24 protein-coding genes are annotated in these 26448 nt (G+C 69.9%); 9 read left to right on the top strand and 15 right to left on the bottom strand.

All coding sequences use genetic code 11. The features are described 5' to 3' along the window. Window positions 1–18: 18 nt before the first annotated feature. Together ACWDRB_RS30195 and ACWDRB_RS30190 are read right to left on the bottom strand one after the other, a co-directional pair. Window positions 19–744, bottom strand: coding sequence for a hypothetical protein (locus ACWDRB_RS30195; RefSeq protein WP_449899250.1), 726 nt, complete (start codon window positions 742–744; stop codon window positions 19–21). Between the two features lie 136 nt (window positions 745–880). Next, window positions 881–1771, bottom strand: a complete 891-nt coding sequence (locus ACWDRB_RS30190) for an MBL fold metallo-hydrolase (RefSeq protein WP_449899248.1) — start codon at window positions 1769–1771, stop codon at window positions 881–883. A 202-nt stretch (window positions 1772–1973) separates the two neighbouring features. Here ACWDRB_RS30190 and ACWDRB_RS30185 point away from each other — a divergent pair, with 202 nt between their 5' ends. Both ACWDRB_RS30185 and ACWDRB_RS30180 read left to right on the top strand, forming a co-directional pair. Beyond that, window positions 1974–2597, top strand: coding sequence for a TetR/AcrR family transcriptional regulator (locus tag ACWDRB_RS30185; protein WP_449899245.1), 624 nt, complete (start codon window positions 1974–1976; stop codon window positions 2595–2597). Between the two features lie 333 nt (window positions 2598–2930). After that, a complete protein-coding gene (locus ACWDRB_RS30180) occupies window positions 2931–3560 on the top strand; it encodes a uridine kinase (protein ID WP_449899243.1) in 630 nt (209 codons plus the stop codon). Here the strand turns inward: ACWDRB_RS30180 and ACWDRB_RS30175 are convergent. From ACWDRB_RS30175 to ACWDRB_RS30120, 12 genes are all read right to left on the bottom strand, one after another. Then, entirely contained in the window at window positions 3553–4185 is a 633-nt protein-coding gene (locus ACWDRB_RS30175; RefSeq protein WP_449899241.1) for a GNAT family N-acetyltransferase, read from the bottom strand. The two genes, ACWDRB_RS30180 and ACWDRB_RS30175, sit on opposite strands and share 8 nt — an antisense overlap. Before the next feature lie 6 nt (window positions 4186–4191). Then, window positions 4192–5358, bottom strand: a complete 1167-nt coding sequence (locus tag ACWDRB_RS30170; protein WP_449899239.1) for a DUF418 domain-containing protein — start codon at window positions 5356–5358, stop codon at window positions 4192–4194. 109 nt (window positions 5359–5467) lie between these two features. Beyond that, window positions 5468–8554, bottom strand: coding sequence for a hypothetical protein (locus ACWDRB_RS30165; protein ID WP_449899237.1), 3087 nt, complete (start codon window positions 8552–8554; stop codon window positions 5468–5470). A gap of 89 nt (window positions 8555–8643) precedes the next feature. Continuing rightward, window positions 8644–9960 carry a lipopolysaccharide biosynthesis protein gene (locus tag ACWDRB_RS30160; protein WP_350728141.1) on the bottom strand — a complete coding sequence of 439 codons (1317 nt, stop codon included), beginning with the start codon at window positions 9958–9960 and terminating at the stop codon, window positions 8644–8646. After that, window positions 9953–10756, bottom strand: coding sequence for a polysaccharide deacetylase family protein (locus tag ACWDRB_RS30155; RefSeq protein ID WP_363981833.1), 804 nt, complete (start codon window positions 10754–10756; stop codon window positions 9953–9955). Before ACWDRB_RS30155 ends, ACWDRB_RS30160 begins: the two co-directional genes overlap by 8 nt. Then, window positions 10753–11694, bottom strand: coding sequence for a glycosyltransferase family 2 protein (locus ACWDRB_RS30150; protein ID WP_449899234.1), 942 nt, complete (start codon window positions 11692–11694; stop codon window positions 10753–10755). Before ACWDRB_RS30150 ends, ACWDRB_RS30155 begins: the two co-directional genes overlap by 4 nt. Window positions 11695–11705: 11 nt before the next feature. After that, window positions 11706–12539 carry a glycosyltransferase family 2 protein gene (locus tag ACWDRB_RS30145; RefSeq protein WP_350728138.1) on the bottom strand — a complete coding sequence of 278 codons (834 nt, stop codon included), beginning with the start codon at window positions 12537–12539 and terminating at the stop codon, window positions 11706–11708. Window positions 12540–12680: 141 nt separating this feature from the next. After that, complete coding sequence (locus ACWDRB_RS30140; protein ID WP_449899230.1) at window positions 12681–13811, bottom strand: GNAT family N-acetyltransferase; 1131 nt, start codon at window positions 13809–13811, stop codon at window positions 12681–12683. Then, complete coding sequence (locus ACWDRB_RS30135; protein WP_397365728.1) at window positions 13808–14170, bottom strand: hypothetical protein; 363 nt, start codon at window positions 14168–14170, stop codon at window positions 13808–13810. The genes ACWDRB_RS30140 and ACWDRB_RS30135 overlap by 4 nt, the downstream gene beginning before the upstream one ends. Before the next feature lie 286 nt (window positions 14171–14456). Then, window positions 14457–16001 carry an RNA polymerase sigma factor gene (locus tag ACWDRB_RS30130; protein ID WP_449899228.1) on the bottom strand — a complete coding sequence of 515 codons (1545 nt, stop codon included), beginning with the start codon at window positions 15999–16001 and terminating at the stop codon, window positions 14457–14459. A 234-nt stretch (window positions 16002–16235) separates the two neighbouring features. Further along, window positions 16236–17882 (bottom strand): substrate-binding domain-containing protein, encoded by a 1647-nt coding sequence (locus ACWDRB_RS30125; protein ID WP_449899226.1) that lies wholly within the window; start codon window positions 17880–17882, stop codon window positions 16236–16238. 318 nt (window positions 17883–18200) lie between these two features. Next, the gene (locus tag ACWDRB_RS30120) at window positions 18201–18839 is read right to left on the bottom strand and encodes a hypothetical protein (protein WP_449899223.1); all 639 of its coding nucleotides are present in this window, start codon (window positions 18837–18839) and stop codon (window positions 18201–18203) included. 165 nt (window positions 18840–19004) lie between these two features. Here ACWDRB_RS30120 and ACWDRB_RS30115 point away from each other — a divergent pair, with 165 nt between their 5' ends. The 5 genes from ACWDRB_RS30115 to ACWDRB_RS30095 all read left to right on the top strand — a co-directional run bounded on the left by ACWDRB_RS30115 (window position 19005) and on the right by ACWDRB_RS30095 (window position 24765). Then, window positions 19005–19775: a DUF4184 family protein gene (locus ACWDRB_RS30115; protein ID WP_449899221.1), complete on the top strand. Its 771-nt coding sequence runs from the start codon at window positions 19005–19007 to the stop codon at window positions 19773–19775. Then, window positions 19768–20580 carry a TrmH family RNA methyltransferase gene (locus ACWDRB_RS30110; protein WP_449899218.1) on the top strand — a complete coding sequence of 271 codons (813 nt, stop codon included), beginning with the start codon at window positions 19768–19770 and terminating at the stop codon, window positions 20578–20580. Before ACWDRB_RS30115 ends, ACWDRB_RS30110 begins: the two co-directional genes overlap by 8 nt. Window positions 20581–20656: 76 nt before the next feature. Next, window positions 20657–21451: a cyclase family protein gene (locus ACWDRB_RS30105; protein WP_449899215.1), complete on the top strand. Its 795-nt coding sequence runs from the start codon at window positions 20657–20659 to the stop codon at window positions 21449–21451. Window positions 21452–21464: 13 nt separating this feature from the next. Continuing rightward, complete coding sequence (locus ACWDRB_RS30100; RefSeq protein WP_449899213.1) at window positions 21465–22868, top strand: MmgE/PrpD family protein; 1404 nt, start codon at window positions 21465–21467, stop codon at window positions 22866–22868. A 76-nt stretch (window positions 22869–22944) separates the two neighbouring features. Then, a complete protein-coding gene (locus ACWDRB_RS30095) occupies window positions 22945–24765 on the top strand; it encodes a protein kinase domain-containing protein (protein WP_449899211.1) in 1821 nt (606 codons plus the stop codon). On the opposite strand, the gene ACWDRB_RS30090 is transcribed toward ACWDRB_RS30095, so the two are convergent. Further along, on the bottom strand, window positions 24747–25022 hold the full coding sequence (locus ACWDRB_RS30090) for a hypothetical protein (RefSeq protein WP_449899208.1): 276 nt from the start codon (window positions 25020–25022) through the stop codon (window positions 24747–24749). The genes ACWDRB_RS30095 and ACWDRB_RS30090 overlap by 19 nt on opposite strands. A gap of 103 nt (window positions 25023–25125) precedes the next feature. Between ACWDRB_RS30090 and ACWDRB_RS30085 the strand changes: the two genes are divergently transcribed. Beyond that, the gene (locus ACWDRB_RS30085; RefSeq protein WP_449899205.1) at window positions 25126–25977 is read left to right on the top strand and encodes a patatin-like phospholipase family protein; all 852 of its coding nucleotides are present in this window, start codon (window positions 25126–25128) and stop codon (window positions 25975–25977) included. A 93-nt stretch (window positions 25978–26070) separates the two neighbouring features. Beyond that, window positions 26071–26445, top strand: coding sequence for a DUF4267 domain-containing protein (locus ACWDRB_RS30080; protein WP_350728126.1), 375 nt, complete (start codon window positions 26071–26073; stop codon window positions 26443–26445). Window positions 26446–26448 lie beyond the last annotated feature (3 nt).

Genomic DNA, 26448 nt, shown 5'->3' with positions numbered 1-26448 from the left:
TCGTATTCGTCTGCGGCCTCAGCGTTCGATGAACCTGACATCGCGGTAGTCGATGGAGACGACGAGCAGATCGCGGATGGGCGCTCCGTCGTCGCCGCGTGGGTAGACACGGTGACGCATGGGCACCTTCAGGCCCGAGACGGTCTGGTATTCCGACATGTAGTGGGCCGCGGGCGTGTTGCCGGAGATCTCGACGGAGTAGTCGTGCCGGTAGATCAGACCGTCCTCATCGAGATACAGGCTCTGGTTGCGGTTGTGGGTGGCCAGGTCCGTCGGCCATGTGACATCCATCCGCCGGAAGGTGCGGCCGTCCTCGGTCCACGGCTCGCCCTCGGTGATCACGAATCCCGGCATCGTCAGCGAGAACGGCTGCGTCAGGTACGTCCACATTGCGGCGCCCGCAAAGTAGGCCAGCTGCGGCAGCGTCCAGGGAGTGTCCTGCCCGTGGCCGGCGAACGACGCCCTCGGTTCGGTGAGTTCGTCCAGCACCGAACCGGATGCCGAGACGATCGCCACCCGATCCGGGCTGAACTCGGTGTGGATGCCATCGGGGCCGAACGGGCCGTGGGACACCCGCTCGGTGCGCAGTTCGGCGAGCACGCCGACGTCGTCCAACACCCCCGGCTGTTGTTTCATCGCCCACAGTGCCCCGCCTTGGCTGAGATGGGCGAAGACTGAACGGAAACGGTTCCACCGGTCGAGGCCGCCGTGGCCGTCGAGCGCGAAGTTCAGGATGTCACCCATATGTTGCTCCTGGTGTCGGGCGGAGTGGGTCTGATGTGTCGCGGGTGACGAACAGTGGGAGCGGAGGGTTGTGCCGTTTCTGGCCGGTGGCCGCGATGGTCGTCGCCGCCACCCGCCTGTGTGGCTGGGCCGGTGGTCAGAGCCAGCCGCCGGCGATGAACTGGACGGGGTCTTGTCCGGGGTTGTCGCGGATGCCGTACACAGCCTGAGCCGTGGCCCACAGGACCGTGCGTCCGAGCCGGTCGGGGTAGCGCTCGACCATCGCGTTGAAGTAGTCGACGGCGGTCTTTCGGGTACGGAACAGTTCTTCGGCGACGTCGAGGTATTCGCGCGTCTCGGCGATGGTGCGTGCGGCGGCGTCGTCGAGGGTGGCGTTCTGGTGGCCGGCCACGATGGAGCGGGCGCCCAACGACGCGACCCGGTCGATCGCCTGCCGCCAGGCGTCCAGGCCCGCCAGCGAGGTCTCGGACAGGTAGAGGTGAGCTCCGTTGTAGATGACGTCGCCGGCGACGACCAGTCCGAGATCGGGAACGTGCAGGACGCTGGAGGCGTCTGTGTCGGTGTACCCGGCCTCGACGATGACGAGGTCGTTGCCTTCGAGGGTGAACCGGTTGTCCGGCACCGTCACCGCGGTCACCGGGGACTCCGGGATACCCGGGTAGACCTTGTCCCAGACGAACGGGCGTGCGGCGACGTTGGCGTGCATCTGGCCGATCGTTCCCTCAGTCGCCACGACGCGTGCGCCGAACCGCGCGGCCAGCAGGTTGGTGTTGAACCAGTGGTCGCCGTGGCCGTGGGTGATGAAGATGTCCGTCAGTCTCCGGTTCTTGCCGGCCACCCAGTCGCCCAGCGCACGCGCCTGGTCGGCAGTTAAGCCCGGATCGACGAGCACGGCGTCCTCGGCGCCGTAGATCAGAGTGCTGGCCAGCGGAGGGAACAGCCTGGCCTCTCCGTTCGGAAGCGCGCCGTTGTCCTGCTGCGGAGGGTCGTTGATGAACACGTCGTAGGCGAGTTCCGTCGAGCTCATGGCGTTGGTCCTTTCAGACGTCGAATCGGCGGGTGTCGTTGCCGGGCTCCCGGTTCACCTGATCGCGGGAGGCTCGGCCGGTTGGTTCGGGGCCGGGTCGTCGGCCACGTTGCTCCCCGCCCCTTGAAGTAAATCGATCGCTATACATTTGCGAAGCTACACCGCCTTAGCGCGGATGTAAAGCGATCGATATACTTGCAGGATGGAAACATCGGAATCGGCCGTTCGGGCGGCCCGCGGCGGGCGCGGCGCGCGTGCGCGGATCCTGCAGGCGGCGGCGGAGCTCTTCTACACGCGCGGCATCCACGCCACCGGGGTGGCGGCGCTGATGAAGGCCGCGCACGTCTCGCCGCGAACCTTCTACGTGCACTTCCCGACCAAGAACGCGCTGGTGGAGGAGTACCTGCGCCGGTTCGAGACCGACACGCCGCTGGCCGCCGAAGCGGCGCTGGAGCGCGGCGACCTGAGCCCGGCTCAGCGGCTGCTGGCGATCTTCGATCTGGTGGAGGGCGACTCGCCGGCGCTCTATCGCGGCTGCCCGTTCCACAACGCCGTCGTGGAGGGCGCCGGAGAGTTCCCGGAAGTCGCCCAGCTCGCACAGCTCCACAAGCAGGCCTTCCGCGATCGTGTGGTGGCCACCGCCGCCGAAGCCGGAGCGGCAGACCCGGAAAATCTCGGCAGGCAGCTCGCCGTCATCTTCGAAGGCGCCAACGCACTGGCGGCCTCCTGCAACGACACGCAGGTGTTCACCGATGCCCGGCAAGCCGCCACCACGCTCCTGGACGCGGCCCTGCCCACCGCGCCCGCACACCGAACCGCACGATGACCTGGCGATGTCCGCTCTTGGCGGCAGTCCAGATGTCCTTGCGGGCTCTGGGCGTGGTCACGGCGACGATGAGGCCGTCGTCCTCACACAGCGCGAGGTCGGGACGGTAGACGGCGGGGTCGGCCCCGGACCTTCATCGGCTCTATGGCGACGTCGTGGGCTTCGGCGACGATCGCCGGCCCGGGGCGGCGACCTTCGTACGTTGGGTGGAATGTCCGTGGATAGGGTGTGCTGGTGGGATTCTCTGGTGCTTCTGGTGCGCGGGTGCAGTATTCCGTCTCTACGTGGCAGCAGCCCTGCCCGGCCCCGGCCTCGCCGGAACGCTCCGCGCTCGTGGCGCGAGTCGCCGAGCAAGCGCTGGCCTGCGGCGGTGGACGGGTGCTGGTGGGGATCGACGGGTTCACCGCCTCGGGCAAGACGAGCTTCGGGCACGAGCTGGCCGAGGAGATCGTCAAGGCGGGACGGCCCGCGCTCCGCGCCACCCTGGACGACTTCAAGAAGCCGTGGAAGGACCGGCACCTCTACGACCGCGAGTCGGGTAAGGGCTACTACCGCAACGCCTACGACTATGAGGCGGTCAAGAGGCTGCTGCTGGAGCCCGGCCGGTCCGCGGAGGCGGTGTCGTGCGCGCTGTGCGGCATCGATCCGCTGACGCAGATCGATCATTCCGGGACGACGACGCCGCTGGCGGCCGACTCGGTGGTGGTCGTGGACGGGGTGTTCGCGTTTCGGCCGGAGATCGACAAGTACTGGGATCTCCGGATCTGGATGGACGTGGACGCCGAGCTGTCGGTACGCAGAGGGGCCGAACGCGACCAGGACTGGGCCGGGTCGGAGGCCGAGTCGATCCACCGGAACCGGTACCTGGTAGCCGAGCGCATCTACCTCGAGGAGACCGACCCGCTGAGTCGGATGGACGTCGTCATCGACAACACCGTCTTCGACCGGCCTCGCATCAGGTGAGCCCGAAGAGCGGCAGGCAGGGCTCCAGGTTGTCGATCCGCACGGGGACGGGGTCGGTGAAGTCGTCCCGGCCGAGGCGGAGGCGCTGCTGGAACGCCCGCTTGCCGCGTACCTCGTCCACTATCACCCCGTCCGGCCGGTAGCCGAGCTTGCGGGAGACGCCCAGTGAGGCCGGGTTGTCCAGGAACGCGCTGGAGACCGCCGTCAGGGCCCCGAGCCCCGTGAAGGCCAGGTGGAGGACGGCGGCGCGCATCTCCGTGCCGAGGCCCTTGCCCTGATGGGCGCGGCCCAGCCACGAGCCCGTGTGCACCTCGCGGGTGACCCGGAAGCCGTGCCCGGACAGGTCCTGGGTGCCGATCACCCGTCCCTCGTGGACGACGACGAAGTTGCAGCACCACCGCTCGGGCTGCCACCGCGAGATGAGGCCGAGCTGGTACCGGACGACGTTCGCCGGCAGCTCGTCGGCGGGGACGTCCGTCCACGGCACGCCGAACGGCATCACATCTGGATCGTGCACGCCTTCCACGGCCCGGTCGGCCAGCTCGTCGAGATCGTCCAGAGAGGGCATGCGCAGCTCGAGGCGGGGCGTGGTGAGGCGGAGGTTGAACACGGGCCAGTGGCGCATAGTCCGTCATTTCTCCAAAGAGTGGCGCGCCTGGTGCGGGCGGCTGGGGCCTGGTTTGCGCCAGTACGTGAGGAAGCGCAGGAGCCACTCCACGGGACCGTACCGGTGCCTCTTGAGCCACCAGTGGCTGTAGAAGACCTGGCAGACGAAGACGCCGAGCGCGATCAGCACCTCCAGCGGCGGGCTGACCCGATCCACGAGCGCCAGCCCGTACCCGGTGAAGATCAGCGAGCAGATCAGCGACTGCGCCAGGTAGTTGGACAGCGCCATCCGGCCCGGCGCCGCGAGCGCCCGGGCGATGCGCGGCATGTACGGCAGCAGCCGCAGGAACGTCGCCGCGTACGCCGCCGCCAGCAGCGGGGCCGTCACCAGGTCCACGGCCTCGCCCCAGAACTTGTGCATCGTGCCGTGCCAGGCCGACGTCGTGTAGATGAAGGCGCCCGCGAGCCCGACCGTGAACCCGGTCCACTGCAGCTTGCGCAGCGTGCCCGTGTGGGCCGACAGGTCGCGCATGGCGCCCAGCTTGCCGACCGCCAGGCCGATCAGGCACGCCGCCAGCACCGCCGGGCCCTGGAACAGCACCCGGAAGACGATGATCAGCGACAGCTTCCTGAGGTGCTCGGAGATGATCTGCAGGGCGGAGGCCGCCAGCGCCGTGTCCGCCTTGGTGGCCTCCGCGGCCGAGTCCGCCACCGTGCCGCCCATGTCCAGGCCGAACGTGGCGAGCAGGGCCAGCAGCACGAAGCCGAGCGCGAGCATCGCGGTCAACATGACCGCCAGCACCACCGCGGCCTTGGGCCGGAGCTTGCGGAAGATCAGCAGGGCCAGGCCCACGGCCGCGTACGTCGTCAGGATGTCCCCGGGGAACAGCAGCACGGCGTGCGCCAGCCCGATCAGCAGCAGCCCGGCCAGGCGGCGCAGGAACATCGGCCCGAACGGGCGACCCTGCCGCGCCGCCGAGTCGACCTGGAGGGTGAAGCTGTAGCCGAACAGGAAGGAGAACAGCAGGTAGAACTTGTTCTCCACGAGCAGCGTCACGGTGAACCGCACGGTCCAGTCCAGCGGGGACTGGAAGGCGGGTTCGGCCATCCCGGCCATCCGGTAGCCGGAGGCCAGGAAGGCGATGTTGACTACGAGGATGCCCAGGAGTGCGAAGCCTCGTAAGGCGTCCACGGAAGCGATCCTCGCAGCCGCGAGTCGTGCGTTCGGCATGGCGGGAAGCGTCTCCTGTGTCCTCATATGGAGAACATCATCCCGTACAAGCTGAGTGTTTCCTGTGAATTCAGTTATTTTGTGCGATATAGATGAATCGCTCGATGATCACCGCTAGCGCGACCACGAAGGCGGGCACGGCGAGGAAGAGCAGGCGCTTCCTCGCCTTGCGCGCCCGGTTGGGGCCGTTCAGCCGGATGACCTCGTACGCGAAGAGCGAGACCCAGGTCACGGCCAGCGCGCCGATGCCCACGGGCGTCCACGGGGTGGTGGGGTCGCCGCGTCCCTTGTACGGCTGTGGTTCGGGGATCTCGGTGCCCCGGACGAACTTCTTCCAGGTGTAGAGGGCCGCGTCCTCGTTGGAGAACACCCGTTTGAGGTCCGGCGAGGCGTCCAGCGCCGCGCGGAACTTCGTCCCCCAGTCATCCGGGAAGCCCTCGTTGAGCTGCAGGTAGCTCACCTGCCCGCGACTGACGATCAGGTACGAGTTGCGCGGTTGCTCCTTGAGCGCCGCGATCGCGTCCGCGACCTGCGTCGGGTCCTTGTGCACCAGGGCCTGCACGCCGAAGTTGACCAGCTCGACGTCCTTCTCGCCCCACGGCAGGGTCGGCGTGACCTCCGGCCCCGTCTTGGGGACCAGGTAGAGCACCTTGGCGCTCGGCTTGTCGTGCTGGTAGACGTAGTGCAGCGCGGCCACCTCACCCACGGTGACCCGCTCGAACTTCTCGTTGCCGTACCTGGCCAGCAGGAACGCGAACGCGAACAGCACCGCGAAGCACGCCGCGAGCACGACCGAGAGCTTCTTGGTGAGCTGCGGGTTGAAGCGCACGTTCCGCCTGCGCAGCGGCACGGTCTCCTCGCGCACGTCCGCGCTGTCGGCCGGCAGGTTGGGGAAGAACGCGTACGCGGCCAGCAGACAGGCCCCGGGCAGCGCGAACATGTAGATCCGCAGCCCGATCTCGCCGCCGTAGCTCTGCAGCCCCAGCGCCAGCACCGGCACGCAGAGCAGGATCAGCGCCGACCGGTCGAACACCCCGCGCCGGAACCGCCGGAACAGCCCCGTGGCCGCCAGGCTGAGGATCACCACGAGAATGCCGAGCCGCGCCTGCAGCACCAGCGCGTGCGCGGGGTCGCTGCCCTCGATCCGGTCGCCGGTGCTGTTGCCGATGTTCTGCAGGATCCGGCCGAAGCCGCCGAAGATGGCGCCGATCTGGCTGGACCAGAAGCCCACCGTCATGTAGCTGATCCAGGCCAGCACGAGCAGCCCGAGGAAGAACGGCAACCCCCAGGTCAGCGACGTCCGCTTGAAGATGAGGAACGCCGTCACGACCCCGAGCATCATGAACGGGGTGATCTGGTGCGAGGCCACCGACGCGACGAACAGCGCCAGCAGCATCATCAGCATGAGCAGCTTGTCGGCCCGGTACGTGCCGGTGTTGGCCAGCTCGCCCGGGGTCATCGCGTCCAGCTTGCCGAGCAGCTTGCGCAGGCCCTTGGGCGGGATCGGCTTCGTCCGCTGTTCGACCCGTCCGAACCATCTGAGCAGGATCGCGATGAACGCCAGGTACAAGGCGAACGTGAAGCCCTGCGGCGAGAAGTAGTCCTGCCCGATCCACTGCACCAGCACGAACAGCAGAGCCGCGAACCACCGCGCCCGCGTGGTGGCCACGACCTGGCGCAGGATCAGCACGAACGGGAGCAGGTAGAGCAGGTTCGAGACGAGCGGCGTCCACTGCAGGATCGGCGTCAGGTCGGTGATCCCGGCGGCCTTCGTCACGAAGGCGAACAGCGCGAAGAAGCCCGGCCAGCCCATGCGGGCGTCGATGCTGATGGCCGACTCGCCGGTCCTGCTGATGAACTCCACGAAACCGGCGTGGATGTACGCCGTGGGGAAGCGCGGCGCCGTGGCCACCAGAGCTCCCGCGCCGTGCAGGGCGAAGGTGATGGCGGCGATCTGGAACAGCAGGAGGAACTTGCGGTCGGTGCTCTGGGCGACCGTGACGAAGAACGACACGATCATGATGAGGATGGCGATGAACGCCGTCGTCGGGAGGGCCGAGATCAGGCCCAGGCCGTCGATCTTGTCGGGGTCCACGCCACGCAGGGGTCCTGGCGCGACCTTGAGGGCCAGGATGTACATGGCCAGGCCCTCGAGGACCAGCAGCACGGGCAGCCACTTGGGCGCACTGGCGACCAGCGCGCCGATCCGACCGCCGAGCGTGCGCGGCTTGCCGGGGGCCGGTTGGGGGGTCGCCTGCTGGGGCGGGGCCTGCTTCGTCGCGACCTGGGGGGCCGCGGGCTGCGGGGGCGCGGTGGGCGGGGCAGCGGCGGGCATGGGCGAGGCTTGCGGCGCCTCCACAGGCGCGGCAGCCGACCCACTCGCGGCCGACGCGCCGGCGGCCGATCCACTCGTGGCCGACCCACTCGCGGCTGACGCGCTGGAGGCCGAGCCACCGGCGGGCGTCGTTCCGGCCGGTGCTCCTCCGCCGGCGGAGGGCGCCGAGGCGGGACGGACTATCGGCACGGGCACGGTCCCGGCGGCCGCGGTCTCGGTGACGGGCCGCTTGGCAGGCGCCGCCCCCTTGGCGGGCGCCTTCCCGGACGCGGCGTCCTTGGCGGTGCCGGCCGTGGCGGTGCCGGACTTGCCGTCCGACCCCTTGGCGGGCGCTTCGGCCGACGACGCATCCTTGGCGGGCGTCTTCCCGGGCGCGGCGTTCTTGGAGGTGCCGGGCGCGGCGGGGCTGGAGGTAGCGCCGCTGGGCGTGGTGGTGCCGGGTTTGGCGGTGGTGTCGGGCTTCGCGCTCGTCGCCTCCGGCGATGACCCACGCTGCCCATCGCCATCGGCCCGCGCCCCATCGGCAGGCTGCGGCCCGCTCGCCGGCTGCGACCGCAGTCCAGGCTTGGTCGCGGAGGTGTCAGCGGGTGGGGCGGTCTGCGCCGGGGTGGTCACCGTGCCCGTCGCGTCCGGGTCGGCGGCCTCCTCCACCGTGGGCGGGTGCCCGATGTGCAGGGCGGCCGGCAGCCGGATCATCGTCGTCGTGTCCGAATCCGGCTCGGCGTCCTCCGCAGGCGGATCCTCCGCAGGCGGGCCCTCCGGGGGAGCGGTGTCGAACGTCAGCTTCGGGATGACCCCGGTCGCCTCCGGATCGAAGGGCACGTCTGACTCCTCCTTGTCTCCGCGCACCTCCCCTCGCACCTCCGAGGAGCTTGCCATGCCATCGCCGTCCCGTTGCTTCACGTTGACCATCATGCGGCCCCGGACGACCCCTGGGTGACAACCGGCGTACGGGTTTCGCCGAACTTGAGAATTTTACGTAGATTCCCGAAGATCAAAACTGCCACGAGAAGTTCGCTGAAGAGCAGCCCGTACCCCACCGCGTTCACACCCGCGTACGGGAACAGCGCGACGGTGGACACCAGCACGAGCACGGCCAGCCCGATCTGCACCGTCGCCAGCGTACGGGCCCGGCTCTGCGCCCGCAGCGCGCTCAGGTAGACCTCGATCAGCACCCGCGGCAGCACGGCCAGCGACATCAGCCGCAGCAGCGTCGTGCCCTCGGCCGCGAAGGCCGAGCCGAAGATGGTCAGGATCAGCGGCGCCGCCAGGATCGCCACCGCGATGATCGGGGTGACGATCATGAAGGCCCGCCGCAGCGCTCGCCGACAGTTCTCGGCCAGTTTGGCACGGTCGAAAGAGCCCTCGACGGTCAGCGAGACCGCCATGTTCATGGCCAGCAGCTCGATCATGCTCGCGAGCGTGTGCGCCATCGAGAAGCGGCCGAACGTGGCCTCGCCCACCTGCGTGGCGACGACCACGGGCACCAGGTAGACGATGCCGAGAATGGACAGCGTCCCGGGGAAGTCCCCAGCTAGGAACCTTCCAATTTCGCGCAGCCGAGGAGGCTCCTGCTCGGCGTCGCTCTTCTCCACGTGTCTGGGCACCACGACGGCGAAGATCAGCCAGTTGACGGGGATCAGCGCGAGGGCGGTCGGGATGACCCACGAGACGAAGATCCCGCCCGACGGCAGCGCGCCGGCCAGCGCGACCAGCAGCCCCATCTTGACGATGCCGAAGACCAGGTTGTTCAGGGGCACGAACGTGGCCCGCCGCAGCCCGGTCAGCACCACGTCCTGGAGCGTGAAGACGGCCCACACCAGCACGGACGCCAGGAAGAACAGCCCGGGCCAGAAGCCGCTCAGCACCGAGTACGTCTTGCCCCACATCGGCAGCGTCAGCAGGAAGCCGAGCGCCGCGACCCCGCCCGTGGCGGCGGCCAGGCCGTACCCGCGCAGGGCCAGCTCGGGGGTGCGGCGCCCGGCGACCGGCAGGAAGCGGGCCAGCGCGCCCACGAACCCCAGCGCCGTCAGCGACGCGAACAGCCGCATCGCCGTGATCACCGCCTGGCCGCGGCCGAACTCCTCCGGGGAGTAGAGGCGGGCGGCCAGCAGCCAGTAGCCCATGCCGAGCACGCCGGTGACCACGGTGTTCGCCATGAGCGCGTAGCCCTGGCGGAACAGCGGGTTGCGGAGGTCGTGGAGGATCTTCCCCCAGACGCTAGACATTTCCGCGCACCCGCTGCAGCCCGTACCTCGTCCTGCGCACGACCGCGTACCCCTTGGTGAGGATGCGTTCGCGCAGGTAGATGAGGGGGACGGCGTTGCCTTCGACGGCGCGCTTGAACATGCTGATGGTCGTGTGCTTGCCGACCGTCAGCCGGGGGATGGCGAGCATGTCGTGCCGGTCGGCGGCGATCGTGTTGCTCACGGCGCAGGCGGCGAAATAGCCGGCCTTGCGCACCTCGCGGCGGACACGGGCGCTGGAGTAGCCGTACGGGTAGGCCATGGTGGCGACCGGCGCGCCGATCTTCTCCTCCAGCAGGCCCTTGTTCTTGCGCAGTTCCTGCCGCAGGTCCTCGATGCGGAGCTGGTCGAGCTGCGGGTGGCTGTGGCTGTGGCCGCCGATCTCGATGCCGGTCTGGGCGATCTCGCGGGCCTGGCCCCAGGACAGCATGTCGTCCAGCGGCCGGCCCGCCGCGTCCTTGCCCGCGTCGGACACCCAGCCGCTGGTCAGGAAGACCGTGGCCGGGAAGTTGTAGCGCTCGAGCAGGGGCAGGGCGTGGCCGTGGAAGTCGGCGTAGCCGTCGTCGAACGTCACCACGATCGGCTTGTCCGGCATCGAGCGGCCGTTGTTCTGGTTGAGGGAGGCCACGAGGTCGCCCAGGGTGAGCGGGGTGAAACCGCTCTCCGACAGGTACGCGAGCTGCTCGGCCAGGTCCGAGGGCCGCACGGAATGCGGCTTGGTCTCGTCGTTGGGCGTGTCGGTGACCGAGTGGTACATCAGGATCGGGATGCGGGTCATGATCGTGCCGCCTTCAGCCGTACGGAGCCCACCACGTAACCCCAGGTCGTCCAGGCCAGCCCGATCACGATCGCGGCGGCCCGGCCGAGCCCGCCCACGTCGCCGCGGACGGCCTCACCGACCCCGCGCAGCGCGCCGAGCGGCAGCGTCTTGAGCGCGTGCGCCCGCTCGCTGGCCAGCCCGTCCTGGGTGCCGACCTCCTTCGTCACCAGGGCCTTCGACAGCCCCTCCGCGTAGCACCTGGATCTGAAGTAGGCGAACCGTTCGCGCTGCTTCGACACCTTGTGCCCGATCACGGCACGCGGCTCGAACAGCATGACCGAGCCGGGCTTGCGCTGGCTCAGCCGGATGCAGAACTCCGTCTCCTCGCACCCCAGCGGACGCGACTTGCGCCCCTGCACGCTGCGCCCGATGCCGCTGTGGAAGCCGCCCACCTCGGACACGACGTCGCGCAGGAACGCGGCGTTGCCGCCCATGACGTTGCGGATCGGCGCGCGTACCGCGGGCATGCCGCGGTACGTGCAGCCGACCGTCCAGTCGAACTCGTACGGGAACCACCGCGGGCGTCGCTCGGACGCCCACAGCGGATCCGTGCGGCCCCCGACGCCCACCACACCGGATTCCTGGAAGCCCTCCTCCAAAGCCTCCAGCCATCCGGCGTCGGCGACCGCGTCGTCGTCGAGGAACGCGACAATCTCACCGCTGGCGGTGGCCACTCCGGTGTTCTTGCCCCCCGACAGCCCTTTCTCATGCGTGTTCTCCACCACAATGGCCTGCGGATACGCGCGCTTGAGCTTGAGGTGCAGGTCGGTGTTGTGGTCGACCACCAGGATCAGCTCGTGTGCCGGGCTGGTCTGGTTCTCGACCGACTCGATTGCCTGCCTGATGTCCTCCCACCGCTCGTCGGTGTAGACGCAGATGACAACAGACGTGTTCACAGCGTTCCTTCTTAAGCGACGCCTCGGTCAGCGGCAGGAGTGGCGGTCGGCTCAGGCTGAGCGGGAGCGGGCTGGCGACGCCACTCCCTCAGGATGGTCTTGAGCACGCGGAAGCCATCTCGTACGGCGTGCAGGTTGCTCTCGCCGTGAATGCGGTTGCGCTCGTGGCTGGGCACCTCGTGCACCTTCAACCCGGCCTTGGCCGCGCGCACGTTCATCAGCGTCTCCACCTCGAAGCCGTCGCAGTCGAGGTTGAGCGCGTCGAGGTGACGGGCCCAGAAGGCGTTGTAGCCGTAGCACAGGTCGGTGTACTTGGTGTTGTACATGACGTTGACCATGCCGGTGAGGACCTTGTTGCCCAGCCGGCGGTTCAGCGTCAGGTCGTCGCTGCCGCCGCCGGAGGCGTAGCGCGAGCCCTTGACGAAGTCGGCGCCCGTCACCAGCGCGCCCACGAAGTTGATGATCTCGCGGCCGTCGGTCGAGCCGTCGGCGTCGATCATGACGATGATGTCGCTCGTGCACGCGGCGAAGCCGGCGGACAGGGCGTCACCCTTGCCCTTGCCGGTCTGCGTGACGATCTTCACGTTCGGCCGCAGTCGCTTGGCCACGGCTACCGTGTCGTCGACGGAGTTGCCGTCGACGAGCACGATCTCGTCCACCCACTGGGGGATGGTGGCGAAGACGTGCGGCAGGTTTTCGGCCTCGTTCATCGCCGGCACGACCACACTGACCGTCGGCGAAATGGCCAGGTGCGGGGTGACGGGCGTGAAGCTCGAAGGGGGCGGCATCGACCGCAAGGGCGAGGCTTGCAGCTTGCCGTTGTGCTTGGCTATCTCGGGACTCATGGCGAGGGAAATCCTTCCGGGACCCCGCCCTGCTGCGGTCCGGTCGCGGCCACCCCCGGGTGCTGCGGGAATGGCGAAGCCGGTGAACGGTGCATTGAAGGGTCCTGTGCTGTGAGGGTGTCTGCCGGGACTTGGGAGCGCTCAGCGCGCTCCCGTTGGTTCTTTGACTACTCCGTTGGGTGACTCCTGCTGCTGCATCGAGGTGCGCACCCGACCGAAGCCCTTGAGGACACGGTCGGCCGCCCTATAAAGAGACGGCCGGTCCATGACAATTGTTCGGGCTTTGTTGAAAGGAGTTCGGCCCATCCAGTGAACGGCCGCGGCGGCGGACGGTCGCGAGATGCGGCCTTCGGCAACGTACAGGACCCCGCTCTTCAGCCAGTCTTTGTACTCCTTGCCGCCCTTGCCCATGTCCACCATGTGCAGGCCGTCGTTCGCGGCGGCCTCGGCCATCTGCAGATGATGGACGATGCCCGGCGAGTAGCGGCCGAACTCGGTGTCGTAGGCGGGGAACCACCCTACAAGCGTGGTGGCCGTGCGGAGGCCGAAATGTCCGGCTACCGGGACGTCCCCGGCATAAAGCATGGTCAGGACGCCCCCGAAGTCCGATGACTTTTCGGCATGCATCATGTCCGTCAATTCGACGATCCACGGCTGGGCGAACCTGTCCACGCGGCCAGTTCTTCGATACTGGTCGGACTTCCAGTTCAGCAGCGTGCGGAGCACCTCGGGGTCGGCCGAGGCCCACTCGAAGCGCAGTTCGCCCTGCTCCCTGCCGAGCTTGCGCTCCTTGTAGCGGACGGTCTTGAGGTTCTTGGGGGAGTTGGTCTTCACCTGTTCGATCCAGGCGTCGTACCCGGCGGTGAAGTCCATGACCGGCGCGGGCCGGACATCCTGCTCGTACGGGGCGAAAGTGGGCTGCCCCGCCACCAGGTGGTCGAAGTCGAACACGCTGAGCTTGCAGGCCCGCAGCAGGGCCTTGGCGTCGAGCTCGAGGTCCGGGCCGGCGATCAGGCCGTGGCACGTGGTGAGGAAGCCGCCGAGCGGCTTGCCGATGCCGAAACTGTGCCGCTCGTACGGGAAGAACCCCACGATGCCGCTCGCGTCGGAGATGACCGCCACCCTCACGTAATCGCGCAAGCGGTCCATCGCCACGGCGAACTCGACAGACAGGAACGGGTTGTCCAGACTCGGGTCGGCCTTCTGCAGCTCCCGCCATCGTGCCCGCTCGGAGTCCCCGAGCTCTCTGGGCCGAACTACCTGGATGTTCACCTGGCCCCCTGTTGGGTCTGCATGCTCTTCCCCCGGTACAACACGCGAAGCACGTACATGAACCCTCCGAGCACGGCGACCGTCGCGACGCCCGCCCGGGGCGACCACGCGCCGAAAAGCAGCATGGCCTGAGCGAGGAGCACGTTCAGCACGAGACTTGCCGCGGCTCCTACTGATAGTGCGGCAAGGGGGTCACGATCACGCAACAGTCCCACCACTGCCGCCCCTGGGACGACGAGAAGGAACAGAGAGATCAAGAACGGGCGCAGCGGTGTCTCTATGTCGAACAGCGCGACGACCGCTCCCGCTATGCAGGCGAGCGCCAGCAGCCAGGCCGCCGCTCTCCGGTGCTTGAGCATCTCCCTTTTCTCTCCTGCTTCTGCTGGTTAAAGCACGATTGATCGCAGTTCATGGGACCAATCTGCGCCAGGACACGTCAATGCCGACGCTTGAGGACGCATCCCGGTTTACCGGCAGGCAGAGATTTCTCGTGTGATGTTCAACACACGGTCAAGTGACTCCGGCCCGGACGTGGCCCCCAAGCACACCAGAATGCCCTATGTGACCGAGGTTCTTCGAGCCAGGGTCCGATTTATCCGGGTTTGTTGGCAAGAAAAGTTGATCTACTCCGGCTTGGCGTCCGTTTTACCCCTCCAGCGTCTCCGTATTCTCGGCTGACACGGTTACGGAGGGTGATGGATTCGGTTCGCTGGAGTTCGTCGGCTCGTCGGTCGGGTCGGACGTCTCGGGACCGTCGCCGTCCCAGGACAGCGAGCAGCTCGCGCTCCCGCCGTTCGACGTGAACGCGACGCGGCCGCGGCCGGCGGCGTTCGGGTCGACGATCGTGACCCAGATCGCCACCGACCCGCCCGACTTGATCGACCCGCTCGCGGGGAACACGTCCAGCCCCTGCGAGGCGGTCGCCACCCACGAGACCGTGGCGTTGCGGGCGCCGAGGCCGATCTTGGCGGCGCCGTCGATCGCCTTCGGGCAGGAGGTGCGGAGCCGGGCGCCGGGCGCGGGCCTGCGGCGGGTGGGCGTCGGCCCGGCGGCGTGCCGGGCGCTGGGCCGCTCGGCCGGCGTGGCGCGGGTGCCGGGAGTGCGGCTCGGGGTCGGGGTGGGGGTGGGGGCCGGCGTGAGCTCGTCCTCCTCCGGTGAGGGATCGGGCGACGGGCTCTCCTCGCCCGGGTCGAGCGAGGCGGCGGGGGAGGAGGGGGAGGGCGCCGACCGCAGGGGCGTGCCGGTCGAGACGTCGCGGCCGTTGATCACGACCATGGCCCCCGTCGCGGCCAGCACGCACGCGCCCGCCAGCAGCACCGGCGCCAGGCGGCGCGGCCTGCGCCGCCGCGAGCGGTTCTCGACGGCCACGGGGAACCCGGTCCGGTCGAAGCTGTCGCCGCGATCGGTGATCAGGGTGCGGGTCTGGTCGCGCTCGGGGTTGACGCACGTGTCGATCACCCGGCGGCGCAGCGAGATGGGCGGGTACGCGACCGGGACCAGGTCCAGGAGCCTGGTCGCCGAGACCTGCCGGTGCCGGCCCTCGGTGCACACCTCGCACCCGCCGATGTGGCCCGACAACCTCCGCCGCAGCAGCGGGGTGAGCGGGCCCTCGCACCCGTCCAGCATCGCCGACAGGTCGGGGCAGTGCGCCCGGCCCGTCCTGGCCAGCACCACGGCCGCGGCGGCGTTCTCCAGCTGGTCGCGAGCCCTGGTGAGCCTGCCGGTCGCCTGCCGCGAGGTCAGCCCGAGCACCGCGCCGACCTCCGCCGGGGTCAGCCCGTGGCGCAGCGACAGCTCCAGGACCTCGCGCTCGTTCCTGCTCAGCTCGCCCAGCGTCTCGTGGACGAGGTCGGTCAGCTCGGGGTCCCCCTGCGCCTCGAGCTCCGGCAGCGGCACGCCGTCCACGGGGGTCCGGCGGGACATCCTGGCCCGCACCTGGAACCTGGTCAGCGCGTACAGCCAGGCCCGCATCCTGGCCGGCTCCTTCAGCCGGTGCACGCACCCCTGCGCGGTGACCAGGGCGTCGTGCACGGCCTCGGCGGCCAGGTCCTGGGCGAAGGAGGCGGCGTAGTCGTGCAGCCGCTCGCCGTAGCAGTCGTACAGCTTGGCGGGAGCGTCGGTGTCCGCGCGCCGCAGAGCCTCGAACAGCTCATGATCCTCGGCGCGACCGACGGACGGCCATCCAGGCACGAATTCCTCCCCCGCGGGTAGAACGGGCTCTCAAGCCCCACGCGGAGAGGACGCGGCCTCATCGTGACGGGTTCGCCCCTTATGCCCATCGGGCATGGCGAGGGAGCGCCGCCGCCTGGACTGAGGAGCGGCGGGAGCGGAGCGACCAGAGCGACGAGGGAAGGCGGCGGCTCCATGGCGACTGAGCCCGCCTCACGAAGTGAGGCAATAAGCAGGGTGCACCTCAACCGGCCCTCAGCCGTCGCAGCCCGGCATGCAGAGGCGGCGTTCCATGCCCTGGAGGAAGAAGTCGCGCACCTGAAGGACGTTCTTGGCGATGTACGCCTCGCCGCCCGCGGCCTTGGCCAGGGCGTCCATCTGCTGCTTGCCCTTCTCGGCCTCCGGGCCGAAGGCGATGAGCAGGATGCTGATGGGCCGCTTCGGGTTGTAGGTCTTCTTCAGGAACTGCAGGATCTCGCTGTTCTTGACGCCGCCGTCCGGGTCGTCGTTGCCGGCGCCGTCCGTGAGGACCAGCAGCGTGTTGATCTTGTCTTCCTGGTACGTCTTCGTCAGCTGCGTGTACGCGGCCTTGATCGTGTCGTTCAGCCCGGTGTCGCCCGTGGGCTTGGCCTGGATCGAGGAGAACGCCTTGCCCAGCATGTCCTTGCGCAGCGTGCCGTTGACCGACTCGCTGACCGGTCCGATGGAGACGAGCTCCTTCCAGTCCTTGCCCTGTCCGTCCAGATGCGTGGAGAACGTCCACAGACCCAGCTCGGAGTCGGCGGGGAACAGGCCCAGGCCCTCGGTGGCGATCTTGTTGATGGCCTGCATGCGGGTCATGCCCGTACCGGGGACCGGCAGCGCCATCGTGCCCGAGACGTCGAGCAGCGTGAGCAGGCGGCTGCCGAGGTTCAGCCGGGACCAGGTCTGCACCATCCTGGCCACGGTCTTGCCGTCCGGCGGCTCCAGCGCGGTCGGGGTCTCCTGCTTGAAGCCCTTGTCCGTCGCGAGCGCGTCGCCCGCCTTGCCGTCCGTGCTGCGGAAGCCCGCGTCGCGCAGGGTCTTCTTGGCCGACTCTGTGGCGAGGTCCTGCTTGAAGTCCGCCGCCGCCTTGAGCACCGCCGGGTCCTTGGTCAGGACCGTGACCGGGTAGTCGAGGTTGAGCGTGCCTTCCTTGGGATAGAGCGCGACCACCGGCGCTTCCGGCTTCTTCGCGTTGTGGGCGTAGATGGCCTGCTCGGAGGTGACGCCGATGGGCACCCTGCTGCCGGACTTCACGGTGAGGCTGGCCAGCAGCGCCGTGGGGTCGGAGGCGAGCTGGCCCGACAGCTCCTTCATCGCGCCCACCAGCGCCTTGTCCAGCCCGGCCTCCTTCGCCGTGCCGGCGGCGGCCAGCAGCGCGGCCAGCCCGGCGGAGTTCTTCTGCGGGTCGAGAGCGAGGACGCGGACCTTCTTGCCCGGCCCGTCCACGTTGGCCACGTTCGCGGCCGAGATCATGGCGGCCCAGCTCGGCTGGAGGGCGCCACTCAGCTTCGACGCGAACGACTTCGCCGTCGCCAGCACCACGGGCGAGGTCGCGATCGACCCCTCGATCTGCGGCAGGGCCTGGCCGGCCGGGGTGTTGCGCAGGCTCTCCATGAGGAGGCTGGAGTCCGCCACCCAGAAGTCCGCCTTGGCCTTGCCGGCGGCCACCGCGTTCGCGGTCCTGGCCGCGGCCTCCTTGGCCACCGTCACCTCGACGCACTTGCTGTCGATCGAGTGCATGGCCTTGTTGTAGTTGCCGGCGACCTTGTTCAGCGCGGGCTGGATGTCGGGCGTCGCGACGACCCGCAGCGCCAGCTTGCCGCCCGAGCAGTCGTGGTCGCGGTTGAAGATCACGAACGCGGCGACACCGAGGAGCACGGCCAGCGCGACGGCACCGGCCAGCGGTACGAGAACCCTGCCGCGGCCGTTCGACCTTCTGCGGGCTGGGGGTGGTTCGTGCGCTCTGTATCCGCCATCAAGCTCGTCTGTGCGGTGTCGCCCCACGATGTCCTCTTAGGTGTGCTTGAGACCTTCCGGAGACCCTAGCGGGAGATGCTCCGCAATACTCCGGGAACGATACTCGGTGTGGCGAGTGCGGGAAAACAGCCCTTTTGGTGCGGTGATTACCCTGTGTGGGTGGTGTTGGCCGCGTGCGTGACGGTTTCTGAGAGATATGCATGATCGGCGAATCGGGGGCTAATGGCAGCACTGATGGCCGCGCCACGCCCGGCTTCCCTCCCGTACGGCGACCGCCGCCAGCACCACCGCCACGACCGGATCGACCCACCACCACCCCAGCGTGTTGAGCCACAAACTCGCCAGCACTCCCGCCGCCATGGCCGCGCAGATGAGGTTCTGCGTCCCCTCGCCGGACGTGGCCTCCGACGCCAGGCGCGCGCCGAGCCGCCGCTTGGCGATCCCCAGCGCCGGCATGCTGACCAGGCTGAACATCGTCACCACGATCCCCAGCACGCTCGGCGTGGCCCGGTGCCCCGCGTCCAGGTCGTGCGCCACGTGCAGGACGAGGTACGGCGCGAGCAGCCAGAAGCTCACCGCGACCGCCTTCCTGGCGGTGTTCTCCGCGTTCGGCGAGAGCGTGCGGGCGCCGGTGAACCGCCACACCACGATCAGGCTGGCCGCCGCCTCCACGAACGCCGACAGCCCCCAGCCGATCAACGCCAGCGAGTGGGCCGCGAAGCCGGCGGCCAGGCCGAGCGTGCTTTCCACGCTCAGCCAGACCAGGGTGGCGACGGAGAGCGACCGGGCGGCGCGGGCTGCGCGCAGCCAATCGGCTGACGCGGCCGGACGCTCATGAATCCGCTGGTCAGGCACCATGACCCCCCGCACTCTCGGCTATCCGGCCGTCGACAGCGATACGTACCGTACCCATTACAGAAAGTAGCGTAGTTTCGTCCGGGCAAAGGATGGTCAAGCTTGCCCGCATAATGAGCGTTGATCGCCAGGTCGCGAAGGTTGCCCGGAACGCCGAGGGAGGGCCGGTTGCCGTTCACGCCCAGTCATATGGCCGCGATGGTGCCGCTGATTTCGTCACAGCGCGTACGCAGGTTCGCCGATCCGTGGGCGATGGCGTTGGGGGCGATGGTGCCCGATCTGCCGATCTTCCTGCCGTTTCTGCCCGACTACGGCAACTGGCACTCCTGGCTCGGTGTCGTCACCATCGACCTGGCCGCCGTGCTGGTGCTGCTGCCGCTCTTCCACGGCGTCTTCAGGGACCCGCTGATCTCGCTGCTCCCGTCCTCGCTGGCCGGCCGTGCCGCGCTCCTGGCGCCGTCCCGGCTGCGGCTGCTCCCCATGGCGGTCGGGGGCGTGATCGGCGCGGCCAGCCACGTCCTGTGGGACTCCTTCACCCACTCCACCGGCCCGGTGGAGTGGGGCGGCTGGCTGGCGGTCTCGGTCATGGGCGTGATCAGGCTCTTCCGGCTGCTGCAGTACGTCTCGTCCGTGATCGGCCTGGCCGTCGTGGTGTGGTGGGGCTGGCGCCGTCTGTCCCGGATGCCCGCGGCCCCCGTACCGGAACGCCTGCGGATCGCCCCGCGCGTGCGTGCGGTCGTCATGACGCTGTGCTCGATCGGGACGGTGGCTGGAGCGTTCCTCTGGCCCCTCGTGGACGAGCCCGTCCCGCACCTGGGCCTGCCCAGCGTGATCACCAAGACGGGCGCCGGAACGTTGATCGGCCTGTGCCTGGTGCTCGCTTGCTACGCGGCGGTCTGGCAGGTCAGGCGGCGCATGGCAGTATCGGAAGGTGCTTGAGTACGTAACCGACGCCGACGACCCCCGCCTGTCCGACTACACCCGGCTTCGGGACATGGAGCTGCGCAAGAGCCTGGAGGCGTCGCGCGGCCTGTTCCTGGCCGAGGGGGAGAAGGTGATCAGGCGGGCCATCGGCACCGGCCACCCGATCCGCTCGGTCCTGACGACGCCTCGCTGGCTGGCCTCGCTCGAGGACGTCCTGGGCGACGCGACGGTCTTCGTGGTGAGCGACGAGATCATGTTGGGCATCGCCGGCTTCCAGGTGCACCGCGGCGCCCTCGCCTCGATGGAACGCCTCCCGCTCCCCGCCGTCGAGACCCTGCTGAAGGGCGGCGCCCGGCGGCTGCTCGTGCTGGAGGACCTGGTCGACCACGCCAACATCGGCGCCATCTTCCGCAGCGCCGCCGCCCTGGGGGTGGACGGGGTCGTGCTGTCGCCCCGGTGCGCGGATCCGCTCTACCGGCGGGCGGTGAAGGTGTCGATGGGGGCGGTGTTCTCGATCCCGTACGCGCGGATGGACGACTGGTTCGGCGGGCTGGCGCAGCTGAGGGAGGCGGGCTTCCAGACCCTGGCCCTCACTCCGGACCAGGCGGCCACGCCCCTGGACACCGTCGAGCTGGCGGACCGGGTCGCGCTGCTGCTCGGCGCCGAGGGCGACGGGCTCTCCTCCCACTGGCTGCACGAGGCCGACCGGGCGGTGTGCATCCCGATGAGCCGGTCGGCGATGGCGGCGGGCGTCGACTCGCTCAACGTGGTGGCCGCCGCGGCCATCGCCTGTCATGGGTTGATGCGATCTGCGGGCTGATTGAGCCGGTTTTGTCCGTCTTGTGTACTGTCGAGACGCTGTTTTCATGATCGGAACATAAGGAGAGCCGTCCGAGATGTCCTTGTGGAAGGCGCTGGAAGGGGCGCGTGTCCTTGATCTCGCGCAGCCGATGCGCAAAGGCATGCCGCAGTCACCGAACCACCCCCCGTTCCGGATGGCGCTGGAGCGCAGGCACGGCGACATGGTCAGGCCGGACGGCGGCTCCGCCGCCAACGAGATCATCGTCACGGGCGGCCACGTCGGCACGCACGTCGACGCGCTCGCGCACGTCTCGCAGGAAGGGCTCCTGTACGGCGGGCGGCCCGCGTCCGAGGTGATGTCGCACGAGGGGTTCGGCGCGCTCGGCATCGACACCTTCGAGCCGTACGTGGGCCGGTGCGTCCTGCTCGACGTGGCCGCCGTGCACGGCGTGGACACGCTGCCGGCCGGCTACGAGATCACCGCCGACGACCTGTCGCGGGCCGCCGGCGACCTGGAGATCCGCGCCGGCGACGCCGTGCTCATCGGCACCGGCTGGTCGCGGCTGTGGTCGTCGGCGGAGGAGTTCGTCGGGCAGCGGGGCGGCGTCCCCGGGCCGGGCGTCGAGGCGGCGCGCTGGCTGGCCGAGCGCCGTCCGCGTGTGGTGGGCGGCGAGTCCATCGCCTTCGAGCACATCGCGCCCGGTCGCGGCCATGCCACGCTGCCCGTGCACCGGATCATGCTGGTGGAGTCGGGCATCAACATCGTGGAGACCATGCGGCTGGCCGAGTTGCTGGACTCGGGGGCACGCGAGTTCGTGCTGGTGCTTAACCCGCTGCCGGTCGTCGGTGCCACCGGCGCCCCCGTCCGTCCGCTCGCCGTGATCGACTGACCTGAGAGGGACCATGACAACCCATGTCCAGCGGCTGGCCGAATTCGCCGTCGCCTGCCGTGACAAGGGCGTTCCCGACCGGGTGCGCGACGACGTGACCGGACGGGTGCTCGACGTGCTGGGCAACTGCCTGGCCGCCTACGCCGAGCCGGCGGGCGACGCGGGACCGGCCGTGCTGCGGGCCGTACGCCGGTGGGGCGGCGTCGAGGAGTCGAGCGCGATCGGCAGCGGCGACCGGCTCCCCGCGCCGGCGGCGGCGCTGGTCAACGGCACGCTGGCGCACGCGCTCGACTACGACGACACGCACCTGCCGTCGGTGCTGCACCCGAGCGCTTCTGTGGTGCCCGCCGCGCTGGCCGTCGCCGAGGCGACCGGGGCGAGCGGCGCCGCGCTGGCCGCGGCGATCGCGGCGGGCGTCGAGGTGTGCAACCGCCTCGGAATGGCCTCCTACTTGCCTGAGGCGCGCAATTCGCTCTTCTTCGAGAAGGGCCAGCACGCGACGTCCATCTGCGGCACGCTGGGCGCCGCGGTCGCGGCGGGGCTGCTGTTCGACCTGACGGCGGACGGCATCGCGCACGCGGTCGGCGTGGCGGCCAGCATGGGCGCGGGCGTGATCGAGGCCAACCGCACGGGCGGGACGATCAAGCGGGTCCACTGCGGCTGGGCCGCGCACGCGGGCGTCTCGGCCGCGGTGCTCGCCCTGGAAGGCGTGACCGGGCCGCCGACCGTGCTGGAGGGCCGGTTCGGGTTCTTCCAGGCCTGGCTCGACGGCCGGTACGACGACGCCGCGCTGCTGTCCGGCCTGGGCGAGCGGTGGGAGCTCCTGCGCACGGTCTACAAGCCCTACCCGACGAACCATTTCACCCACCCGGCCATCGACTGCGCCCTGGCGCTGCGGGCCGGCGGCCTGTCCCCGGACGACGTCGAGGACATCGAGCTGGGGGTGCCCGCCCCGGTGCTGCGCACGATCGCGGAGCCCAGGGAGGAGAAGACCGCGCCCAGGTCGCCGTACCACGCGAAGTTCTCCGGCCCGTACACGGTCGCGGCGGCGCTGCACGGCGGCGGCGGGCTCGGGCTCTCCCTGGACGACTTCGCCGCCCTGTTTCCGGAGCGGCTGGAGCTGGCCAAGCGGGTGCGTTGCGTGGCGGACGAGCGGGCGTCGGAGATCTTCCCGCGCGCATTCGCGGCGGTGATGCGGGTACGGCTGCGTGACGGCTCGACCCTGGAGCACCGCGTGGACTCCTCTCGGGGCGGGCCGGAGCACCCGTTGACGGCGGACGAGCTGGGGGTCAAGTTCCGCGCCAACGCGGGACGGGCGCTGCCGCCGGACAGGGTGGACGCCCTCCTGGCGGCGGTCGGGGACCTTCCCTCGGCGCCTTCGGCGGCGCCGCTGCTCCGGCTGACTGTTGCTATGTGAAGTTGATCATCCTCCGCCGGTGATCGGGCTAATGTGGTGATTCGACACGTCTGATCGCGGACCCTGAGGAGGGCGCGTGTCCGTGTTCGAGGTGCTGCGGCCGGAGGATCCGCGGAAGGTGGGACCGTACCGGATCGAGGCGCGGCTGGGCGCCGGCGGGATGGGGCGGGTCTTCCTGGGGCGGTCGAAGAGCGGGCGCGCGGTGGCGGTCAAGGTCGTGCACCCGGAGCTCGCCGCCGACCGGGACTTCGGGCAGCGGTTCGCCCGCGAGATCTCCCTGGCCCGCACGGTGAGCGGGTTCTTCACGGCCGGGGTGGTGGACGCCGATCCGGAGGGGGCGCCGCCGTGGCTGGCGACGGCCTATGTGCCCGGCCTGTCCCTGGACGAGGCCGTCGCCGAGCACGGGACCTGGCGCGAGGAGGCCGTTCTCGCGCTGGGGGCCGGGCTGGCCGAGGCGCTGGAGTCGATCCACGCGGCGGGGGTGGTGCACCGGGACCTGAAGCCCTCCAACGTGCTGCTGGCCGTGGACGGGCCGCGGGTCATCGACTTCGGCATCTCCGTGGCGGTGGAAGGCAGCAGGCTGACGCGGACCGGCGTGTCCGTGGGAACGCCGGGGTTCATCTCTCCCGAGCAGCTGACGGGGGACTCGGTGGGGCCGGCCAGTGACGTGTTCTGCCTGGGGGCGGTGCTCGCGTACGCCGCCAGGGGTACCGGGCCGTTCGGGGGCGGGTCGTGGCAGGGGCTGTGGTACCGGACCGTGCACGAGGAGCCGGACCTCGAAGGGCTCCCGCCCCGGCTGCGCTCCATCGTGCGCCGGTGCCTCGAGAAGCGGCCCGAAGAACGGCCGAGCGCGACGGCGCTGCTGGACGAGCTGTCGGACGGTGCCACGGGGGGTGGCGCGCTCGCCGAGCTGTACACCGAGGCCCGGTGGCTGCCCGATCCCGTCGCCGAGGCCGTCCGCACCCTCGTCGCCGAGTCCGCCCCACCCCCGGAGCAGCCGGATGACGTGCCCGCCGTGGTGGAGCCGATCGCCGACGCGCCCGGCGGTGCGTCCACTGTGGTGGGGTCGCCGAGCCCGAGGTCCACGAAGGCCAGGAGCGCCGGGCTTTCGGCGCACGAGCAAGAGACGCGGCTGTCGCCCGCACGGGGCCGGGAGGTCCCCGCGCCGCCGCGCCCGGCGAAGGCCGTGGACCCGACCTCTCGGAGGTTACGCGACCGGATCATGGTGGCCCTCTTCGTGAGCCCCTTCGTGGCACTGGCGATCATCGCCCTCTCCCCGGGGAGTCCCGAAATGTCGGACTTCTCGGACCTCTCGGACTCCGAGTTCACCGCAAGCCCGACGCCACAGGAGAGCGGCCGGTTCTCGCGGCCCATCGACTACTGCGCCCTCCTCGAACCGGGTCAGGTCCGGCAACTCGTCCCGCGGCCGCGGGAACGGTACGACGACAAGACCGGCGGCTGCACCTGGACGTCACAAGGCCGGGCCCTCGACGTGACACCGCTGGGGCCCGAACCGGAGGCCGCCAGATCGTGGCACCCGAGGACATCGGCGGCGCGCCAGGAGTTCCTCCGGCGGCAAAAGCTCGCCCCCGGCGCCTCCTCGGGGATCGAATGGCGGCGGGACGACATCGGGGTCGAGCGGGTGTTCAGGGACTTGACCACGGGGCCACGGGACGTGCCGGGCATCGGCGAGGAGGCCTTCGCCGCCGACGTCGGCCCCCGCGCGGGTGGCGTGCACTACACGGAGCTGACCTTCCTCCAGGACAACCTCGTCATCGAGGTCAAGTACACCGCCGTGGAGGCGAGCGACCGGGACATCCGGACCGGCGCGGTGCGGGCCGCCGAATGGGTGGAGAACGCCCTCAGGCGAGGAGGCGCTCAGAGCCAGTCGGGGTAGCCGTCGGCGTCGGGCGTGACCGGCCGGCTGGTGACGGAGCAGCCGTCGGCGGTCTCCCTGATGCGCCGTTCGAGCGTGGTGGCCTGACCGTCCGTCGTGATGAGCGTGAGCTCCCAGACGGTCGTGTCACGGCGCGGGGACGGCACTTCGGCGATGTCGATCGAGGCCGCCAGGCCGGCGCTGAAGATGCCCTTCGCCAGGGCGGCCGCCCTCTCATGGCCCTCGACCGTCGCTCGGACCTCGATGAATTGCGCCATGGGGCTGTCCTTCGGGAGAGGTGTGAGGGCAACCTTACCTACGTGACTCCCGGTCGGTAACCGATTTCCCGCGGCCGGGCCGGACTCGACCCGAGGAGTGCGGATGACGAGCAGAGCAGTGGTTCTGGGTGGTGGCGGGGTGCTGGGGATCGCCTGGGAGACCGGTGTCCTGGCCGGGCTCGCCGCGAACGGCGTCGACCTGCGGGAGGCGGACCTGGTGGTGGGCACGTCCGCCGGCGCGCTCGTGGGCGCGCAACTCGCCTCCGGGCTCGATCCCGAGCACCTGTACGCCAGGCAGCTGGAGCCTCCGACCGGGGAGAGCAGGCCGAAGTCGTCGCCACTGGGCCTGTTCCGCATGGTGTGGAACCTGTCCAGGTCCAAGACGTCCCAGGAGTTCGGCGCGCGGATGGGGCGGCTCGCGCTGGCCGCGAGGACCGTACCGGAGGCGGAGCGGCGCGCGCAGGTGGCCCGGTGGCTCGGCGAGGAGGTGCGGGAGTGGCCGGACAAGCGGCTGGTGATCACGGCGGTGGACGCGGAGAGCGGCGAACCGGCCGACTTCGACGCCGGCAGCGGCGTCGATCTGCTGGACGCCGTCTGCGCCAGCACGGCCGGCCCCGGCGTACGGCCGCCTGCCACGATCGGCGGTCGCCGTTACATCGACGGCGGGATGCGCTCGCCCGCCGGCGTCAGCCTCGCCGCCGGCTACGACCGCGTCGTGGTCATCGCGCCGATCACGCGGGGCGGGGGGATCATGCCCGGGGTGGAGCAGCAGATCGCGGAGCTGGGCGACGGCGTGCGGGCCGCTGTCCTGGTGGCGCCGGATCCGCGGGGCTGGCGACAGGTCGCGGGGAGCTCCATGGGCAGCCTGCTCGATCCGGCCCGCCGCGCGTCGGCCGCCGAACTGGGCCGGTCGCAACGGATCGCCGAGGAGGTGGCCGCGGTCTGGCATGACTAGGCGACCAGTTTTCTAGCACTGCTAGACATTGAGTCATCGCTAGGTTAGCGTTGCTAGCACTTCTACCGATGACTCTCGCTTGGAGTGCACAAGATGGTCACCACCGCTTATGTGATCGCAGCCCTGGTCGGCATCGGCCTCGTCGTGGTCAGCCTGCGCTTCTTTTTCGTCCCCGAGGCCGCGGCCAAGGCGTACGGCGTGCCGGGCTCGGCCTCGGGTATGGACACGGGCGCCTACTTCTCCGTGAAGGCCGTTCGTGACCTCGGCACCGCCCTGGCCATCTTCGTCATGATCGCCGTGGCGGACGCGCACACGCTGGGGTGGGTCATCCTGGTCATGAGCATCATCCCCGTCGGCGACGCGCTCATCGTGGCCAGGCGCGGCGGCCACCCCAGCATCTCGTGGGGCATACACGGCGCCACCGCCCTGGTCAGCGCCGCGGCGGGCGTGCTGCTCCTCCTGGCGTGATCT

The organism is Nonomuraea sp. NPDC003707, assembly GCF_053587055.1.
Note: the sequence above shows the minus strand (reverse complement) of the source record. Positions and strands in the feature narration are given on the sequence as shown.

Bases quoted from the DNA above. Each gene is read 5' to 3' on its own strand.
- ACWDRB_RS30195 (WP_449899250.1), bottom strand. From the start codon at position 744: ATGGGTGACATCCTGAACTTCGCGCTCGACGGCCACGGCGGCCTCGAC.
- ACWDRB_RS30190 (WP_449899248.1), bottom strand. From the start codon at position 1,771: ATGAGCTCGACGGAACTCGCCTACGACGTGTTCATCAACGACCCTCCG.
- ACWDRB_RS30185 (WP_449899245.1), top strand. From the start codon at position 1,974: ATGGAAACATCGGAATCGGCCGTTCGGGCGGCCCGCGGCGGGCGCGGC.
- ACWDRB_RS30175 (WP_449899241.1), bottom strand. From the start codon at position 4,185: ATGCGCCACTGGCCCGTGTTCAACCTCCGCCTCACCACGCCCCGCCTC.
- ACWDRB_RS30160 (WP_350728141.1), bottom strand. From the start codon at position 9,960: ATGTCTAGCGTCTGGGGGAAGATCCTCCACGACCTCCGCAACCCGCTG.
- ACWDRB_RS30155 (WP_363981833.1), bottom strand. From the start codon at position 10,756: ATGACCCGCATCCCGATCCTGATGTACCACTCGGTCACCGACACGCCC.
- ACWDRB_RS30145 (WP_350728138.1), bottom strand. From the start codon at position 12,539: ATGAGTCCCGAGATAGCCAAGCACAACGGCAAGCTGCAAGCCTCGCCC.
- ACWDRB_RS30135 (WP_397365728.1), bottom strand. From the start codon at position 14,170: ATGCTCAAGCACCGGAGAGCGGCGGCCTGGCTGCTGGCGCTCGCCTGC.
- ACWDRB_RS30120 (WP_449899223.1), bottom strand. From the start codon at position 18,839: ATGGTGCCTGACCAGCGGATTCATGAGCGTCCGGCCGCGTCAGCCGAT.
- ACWDRB_RS30105 (WP_449899215.1), top strand. From the start codon at position 20,657: ATGTCCTTGTGGAAGGCGCTGGAAGGGGCGCGTGTCCTTGATCTCGCG.
- ACWDRB_RS30100 (WP_449899213.1), top strand. From the start codon at position 21,465: ATGACAACCCATGTCCAGCGGCTGGCCGAATTCGCCGTCGCCTGCCGT.
- ACWDRB_RS30090 (WP_449899208.1), bottom strand. From the start codon at position 25,022: ATGGCGCAATTCATCGAGGTCCGAGCGACGGTCGAGGGCCATGAGAGG.
- ACWDRB_RS30085 (WP_449899205.1), top strand. From the start codon at position 25,126: ATGACGAGCAGAGCAGTGGTTCTGGGTGGTGGCGGGGTGCTGGGGATC.
- ACWDRB_RS30080 (WP_350728126.1), top strand. From the start codon at position 26,071: ATGGTCACCACCGCTTATGTGATCGCAGCCCTGGTCGGCATCGGCCTC.